At 69.6% G+C, this 5,942-nt stretch carries 7 protein-coding genes; 2 read left to right on the top strand and 5 right to left on the bottom strand.

Going from position 1 to position 5,942, the window contains the following annotated elements:
- Positions 1–135 precede the first annotated feature (135 nt).
- From E1218_RS34630 to E1218_RS34605, 5 genes are all read right to left on the bottom strand, one after another.
- Positions 136–1,191 (bottom strand): sigma-E factor regulatory protein RseB domain-containing protein, encoded by a 1,056-nt coding sequence (locus tag E1218_RS34630; RefSeq protein ID WP_132327263.1) that lies wholly within the window; start codon positions 1,189–1,191, stop codon positions 136–138.
- 3 nt (positions 1,192–1,194) lie between these two features.
- Positions 1,195–1,806, bottom strand: coding sequence for an anti-sigma factor family protein (locus E1218_RS34625; protein ID WP_132327262.1), 612 nt, complete (start codon positions 1,804–1,806; stop codon positions 1,195–1,197).
- Entirely contained in the window at positions 1,803–2,471 is a 669-nt protein-coding gene (gene sigE, locus E1218_RS34620; protein ID WP_132327261.1) for an RNA polymerase sigma factor SigE, read from the bottom strand. Before sigE ends, E1218_RS34625 begins: the two co-directional genes overlap by 4 nt.
- 153 nt (positions 2,472–2,624) lie before the next feature.
- On the bottom strand, positions 2,625–2,984 hold the full coding sequence (locus E1218_RS38025; protein WP_325052879.1) for a biotin/lipoyl-binding carrier protein: 360 nt from the start codon (positions 2,982–2,984) through the stop codon (positions 2,625–2,627).
- 141 nt (positions 2,985–3,125) lie between these two features.
- Positions 3,126–3,989 (bottom strand): SIS domain-containing protein, encoded by an 864-nt coding sequence (locus E1218_RS34605; RefSeq protein ID WP_233712671.1) that lies wholly within the window; start codon positions 3,987–3,989, stop codon positions 3,126–3,128.
- Positions 3,990–4,108: 119 nt separating this feature from the next.
- Here E1218_RS34605 and E1218_RS34600 point away from each other — a divergent pair, with 119 nt between their 5' ends.
- Together E1218_RS34600 and E1218_RS34595 are read left to right on the top strand one after the other, a co-directional pair.
- Positions 4,109–4,891, top strand: a complete 783-nt coding sequence (locus tag E1218_RS34600; RefSeq protein WP_132327259.1) for a DeoR/GlpR family DNA-binding transcription regulator — start codon at positions 4,109–4,111, stop codon at positions 4,889–4,891.
- Between the two features lie 167 nt (positions 4,892–5,058).
- Complete coding sequence (locus E1218_RS34595) at positions 5,059–5,760, top strand: O-methyltransferase (RefSeq protein WP_132327258.1); 702 nt, start codon at positions 5,059–5,061, stop codon at positions 5,758–5,760.
- The last annotated feature ends 182 nt before the right edge of the window (positions 5,761–5,942 follow it).

The raw sequence follows: 5,942 nt of genomic DNA, 5'->3' as shown, positions 1-5,942 counted from the left end.
ACACGGGTCGGCTCCGCGCTGGGAGTCGGTACTGTCGGCTCGGCGTCGTCGCTGCTCACGGTGCCCGCCTCACGTCGTCGTCTGGTCGTCGGTCGGTGATCCACCCCGGGTTGCGGAAGGACCTACCGAATTCGATTATCCCAGCTTCCCGGAAAGCGCACCCATCGGAGTGAGCCACGTCGCGATTCTCGCCAGTCCGGCCCCCGTCCGCTGGACCGCGGTCAGCGTGACCGGCACGTCGTGCGGCAGCGCGTCGACCACCTGATCGAGCCGGTCCGGCGGCAGGTCGCCGATCAGCGTGTAGACGATCCCGCCCGAGGACCACACGACGTACGACGGCATCCCGTAGCGCACGTGGACACCCGGGGTCCCGGTCGGGCTGAAGCCGGCGACCGCGGCGGGGTCGAGCACGCCCCGCTGCTCGAACAACGAGACGTTGAACAGGCCGTCGGAGTACGAGAACTGCAGCGACCCGTTGGTGCTGTCCTGGTGGACGTCGTACAGCTTGAGCGACGCGGGCAGCTCGGGGGCGCAGACCCAGCCCTGGGAGCGCAGGTTGTCGACCTTGCCCATGCCGAGCGACTCGACCCCGTTCGGCGCCATCGGCGGCAGATGGCCGAGGAACTCCGAGTCCTCGATCTCCAGCTCGGTGAACACGGTCGCGCGGACCAACGTCGTGCCGTCCTCACTGAACAGCTGCCGCTGCAGCAGCAGCCCGGTCGCCTTGTCGATCCAGAAACGGGCGGCCAGCGTCTGGTCGTCCCGCAGCGCCTCGACCACTACGGCCGTCCGGCCGATGGTGTCCGTGCAGCACGTGTAGACGAGCTCGTACGTCGCCTGCAGCAGAGTCAGCGGTCCACCGTCGACCGCGGCACCCTGGCTGGTCGCACGCTGCACGAACGCCTTGGCACCAGGTGACGACGAGCCGACCACACTGATCTCAGAACCCTGCGAGGCGGCGTGGACGATGTCCAGCATCGCTGAACTGGCGCCCTGCGGTCCCCACGAGGTGACGATCTGCGTGCCGTGGTATGACACATGGTTCGGCGCTCCAGCCGCGCGGGTCAGCCAACTGATCGCCTGCGGCGAGTCCTCGCGGGTGGTGGTCGGTGGCGCCGCGACAGCAGGCGCGGGCAGGCCGAAGCCGATCAGTGCGGTGCTGACCAGTACGGCGAGCCGGGGGAGGCTCACGGGTCAGCGTCCTGTCAGGGCCACCGGCTGCAGCGTCGGGCTCAGCCCTGCGTAACCAGCGCCGTTGTACGAGTTCAGCACTGCCATCGGGTCAGCGAACGGCGCTCCGCCCGTCGTGCTGGCGTGGTCGGACGAGAAGCTCGCCACCGGAGGCTGCAGCGCGGGCGGCTGCTCCTGCCGGGACGGGTCGCCGACGACGAACGCCGTACCGAGTAGCGACGCGACGGCCGCGGCCGAGCCGGCAGCACCGAGTACGCCGGTACGACGGCGGCTGCGCGTCGTCCGAGGCGCACCTGGTCGGGTCGCACCCGTCCGGGCGGCCGGGAACGCGGACCGCTGCGGGAAGAGCGACATGGCCGGTGTCAGCACCGGGCGAACCTCCTCGCGCGGCTCCGGCGAGAACGACGAGACGCCCATCAGGCGCTGCATCAGGTCGGTGGAGGGCTCAGGCGTCTCCAGAGCCGCCATCCGGGCCTTGAGGCGGCGCTGGGCGTCCACCTGGGCCCGGCAGCTGTCACAGCCGACCAGGTGGCTCAGGACCTTGTCCCGGGAGTCGTGGTCGAGCGCACCGTCGACGACGGCGCTGAGCTTGTCCAGCGGATGCTGCAGGGTCACCGGAGCTCACCTCCGTCGCCGAGGAGTCCGTCGGCGGGCGGGCCGCCGACGCGGGTCTGGCCGGACCGCGGCGCCCGGTGCTCGAGGTGCTTGCGCAACATCGAGCGGCCCCGGTGGATCCGGCTGCGGACGGTGCCGAGCTTCACGTCCAGGACGTCGGCGATCTCGTCGTACGTCATGCCCTCGATGTCGCAGAGCACCACGGCGGCGCGGAAGTCCTCGGGCAGCGCGTCCAGCGCGTACTGCACGTCGTGGTCGAACAGGTCGGAGTCCAGCTTCTCGGCCGGGCCGACGCCCTTGGCCGGCAGCCGGTCGTGCGCGTCCTCCGGCAGCCCGTCGAACCGGATCCGCTGCTTGCGCCGGGCGCCGTCCAGGAACAGGTTCGTGGTGATCCGGTAGAGCCAGCCCTCGAACGTGCCCGGAGTGTACGACGACAGTGAGCGGAAGACCCGGACGAAGACCTCCTGGGTCAGGTCCTCGGCGTCGTGCTTGTTGCCGGTCAGCCGGTAGGCCAGCCGGTAGACGCGGGCGGAGTGCGTGCGGACGATCTCGTCCCAGGACGGCAGCGCGTCCGGCGCCGGCTGGGGCGCGGGGGCCACGGAGATGTCGGCCGGCTTCACCGCAACGCCTCCCAGGGTTGGTTCGGCAATGAGCGTGAAGGCCATGGTGCCGCGGTCACCGTCCTCTGCGCACGTCGGGAACACCCGGGTTCGACCCTGAGTTGCTCGTACGACGGCTCAACGCGGCGCTCCGGACGGAAGTTCCCGGCCGGTGCCTCCACAGAACGAGACGCGCTGACAGTCATTTTCGTTGCGGTCCTACTTCTCCTCGATCACCGCGATCGGGTCGCCGTCGCGGACGACCTCGCCCTCGGCGACCTTCAGTTCGACGACGGTGCCGGCCACCTCGGCCAGTACGGGGATCTCCATCTTCATCGACTCCAGGATGACCAGGGTGTCCTCGGGTCCCACGGCGTCTCCTGCCCGGGCAGTGACCTTCAGCACATTCGCCACCAGCTCTGCCACCACGGTGTGACTCAACGCACGCTCCTCGGCTCCGGGACGTCTCGTCATCGATCCTAGGTCCCCCACCCGTCGCTCCGGCGGGCGGCCCGAGTACGTCGTCATCGTGGCCGCGGCCGCCTCCGGCCTCGCGATGACGACCTGGCCGCTCGCCACGACGTTCGCCGTACTTCCTGCTGCTGGTGACACTGACAGGGCTGGTCGAAGGCCGGATGACGCCGGCTTGTTCGCGGCCCGTCAGCAGTACAGCTCTGAGGCCCTGCAGGGTCGGGTCAACACCCCGGCCGGCCGTCGTCGTCAGTCCAGGATGACCGAGCGGCTGAGGCTGCGCGGCTGGTCGGGGTTGAGGCCGAGGTTCAGCGACTTGGCGACAGCGACTCGTTGGGCGACCACCAGGGACGCCATCGGGTCCAGGTCGGCGTGGTGGACGATCGTCGCGCCGGTCGCGGTGACGTCGTCGAGCAGGCCGGCCGGCGGCTCACCGAAGATCCAGACGCCGCGGCCGGGCTGGGCGATCGCGATCGGGCCGTGCCGATAGTCCATCGCCGGGTAGGCCTCGGTCCACGCCGACGCCGCCTCACGCTGCTTCAGGGCCGCCTCGTGCGCCAGGCCGACGGTCCAGCGCGTGCCGACGTACGTGACCTGTTCCAGCTTCGCCAGCTCGTCGACGTCCACGGTGAGCGCCGTTTCGGCGTCCGCGGCGGCCTGCCGCAGGCTTTCCCCCAGCGACGCCCGCAGCAGCGCCAGAGTGGTCGTGGCGAACCGGGTCTGTACGACGGACTGCTCGTCGGCGAAGTCGAGCAGGACGGTGTGGTCGGCCAACTCGACGATCGCCGAGTCCGCGGTCGCGGTGATCGCCACAGTCGGCAGGTCGGTCGCCCGAATCAGGTCCAGCACCTCGGTCGTCGTACCGGAGCGGCTGATCACGACCACCGCGTCGTACGACCGGCCGGCCGGGAACTCCGAGCCCGCGAACGCGTCCGTCTCGCCCTGACCGCTGTCCTCGCGCAGCGCGGCGTAGGCCATGGCCATGAACCACGACGTCCCGCAGCCCACCGCCGCGACCCGTTGACCAGGCTTCGGCAATGCGCCACCGTACTGCGCGAAACCGTCCGAGACCTGCCGCCACAGCTGGGGCTGAGTGGCGATCTCAGTGCTCACAAATGGCGTTCCGGTCATCTTGTCTCCGCACTTGTCGTGGTCGAAACTGCTCGAACGTGATCGAATGGTGCCAACCAGCCGGCATCCGGCTGACCGATTGTGTGAAGGAGGAGCCCCGGGTGAAGCGTTATGAACGCCTGAACACCTTGCTCGAGTCGCTCGCCGAGAAAGGCGCCATCGACGTCGACGAGCTCGCCGAGCAGCTGCACGTGTCCGCGGCGACGATCCGGCGCGATCTCGACCACCTGGGCAAGCAGCAGCTCCTCACCCGGACCCGCGGCGGCGCGGTCGCCAACGCGGTGTCGTACGACCTTCCGCTGCGCTACAAGACTGCGCGTTTCGCGTCCGAGAAGCAGCGGATCGCGCAGGCGGCGGCCACGCTGGTCCGGCGCGGGATGGTGATCGGCATGAACGGCGGCACCACGATCTCCGAGGTGGCGCGCACGCTGGCGACCCGGCCGGAGCTGTCCGCCGAGCACGGCGAACCCGCCTTCACCCTGGTCACCAACGCGCTGAACATCGCCAACGAGCTGATCGTCCGGCCGCACGTGAAGATGGTGCTCACCGGCGGCGTGGCCCGGCCGCAGTCCTACGAGATGATCGGGCCGCTGTCGCACCGGATCCTGTCCGACCTGTCCCTGGACATCGCCTTCATCGGGGTCGACGGGATCGACGAGACCGGCGCCACCGCCCACCACGAGGGTGAGGCGAACATCAACCAGCTGATCGTCAGCCGGGCCGCCAAGGTCGTCGTGGTCGCCGACTCCTCCAAGCTCGGCCAGCGCGCGTTCGCCCGGATCTGCGAGCTGAGCGAGATCGACACCCTCGTCACCGACGCCCAGGCCGACGAGACGCAACTGGCCGTCTTCAAGGAAGCCGGCATCGACGTCATCCGGTCCTGATCCGCCTGCCGGACACCGCAGCACGCCGTACCTCCTCTCCGGGGACGAGTCTTGCCTGTTGGAGACGATCATATCTGACGTAAGGCCTGACATTATGAGCAAGAGTGCGCAGTCTCAGCGCGGGAGACACGGAAATCGGACCGGGTGCCGCTAGGCTTCGGGGCAGGATGAGTAACGCAGCGCCGAAACAGTGGGCAGGAAACCCAGCAGAGCTTCGGGAGGGCAACATCGCCAGCGGGATCGACCCGACGTCCTGGGCGTACGCCGAGGACTACACCGGTGAGGACGAGGTCGTCACCGGTGCGCGGGCGAGCGCGGCGGACAGCGGCATCGCCGCGATCGGGCCCGGCGCGGCCGCGGCACTGAGCCTGCTCGCCGCCAGCGTGAGCGCCAAGGCGATCGTCGAGATCGGCACCGGCACCGGCGTCTCCGGGCTCGCTCTGCTGCGCGGGATGCGCCCCGACGGCACGCTCACGACGGTCGACATCGACGCGGAGAACCAGCGCCTGGCGCGCAAGACGTTCCTGGACGCCGGCGTCCCCTCGAACCGGTTCCGCCTGATCGCGGGTGCCGGGCTGGACGTGGTCACCCGGCTCACCGACGGCCACTACGACCTGGTCTTCTGCGACGCCGACCGCCGGGAGAACACGGCGTACCTGCACGAAGCCCTCCGGCTGCTCCGCCCCGGCGGTGTGGTCGCCTTCGCCGGCATCCTCACCGGCGGCCGCGTCGCCGACCCGGCCCACCGCGACCCCGACACCAACGCACTGCGCGACCTCATCCGCGCCGTCCGCGACGACGACGACCTGGTCTCGGCCCTCCTCCCCACCTCCGAAGGCCTCCTCACCTCCGCCAAACGCCTCAGCTGAGGTTGTGCTCGCACGCAGGAGAAACGCGCTGAAGAAACCGGCAAACCTCCTCAGATGAGCGGCGATTAGTATGTTGATCGGTTTCTTCGGAGGATGGCCTGCGGTCATTCGCTGATCTCGACCGTGTGGTCGGCCAGGTGCCGGCCGACGTTGTCATGCGCCTCCGTTCGATCGACACCGGT

The organism is Kribbella turkmenica, assembly GCF_004348725.1.
GTDB lineage: Bacteria > Actinomycetota > Actinomycetes > Propionibacteriales > Kribbellaceae > Kribbella > Kribbella turkmenica.
Note: the sequence above shows the minus strand (reverse complement) of the source record. Positions and strands in the feature narration are given on the sequence as shown.

What these genes read in the sequence shown, in the direction of transcription:
- sigE (WP_132327261.1), bottom strand. Translation starts at nt 2,471, where the DNA reads ATGGCCTTCACGCTCATTGCCGAACCAACCCTGGGAGGCGTTGCGGTG.
- E1218_RS34595 (WP_132327258.1), top strand. Translation starts at nt 5,059, where the DNA reads ATGAGTAACGCAGCGCCGAAACAGTGGGCAGGAAACCCAGCAGAGCTT.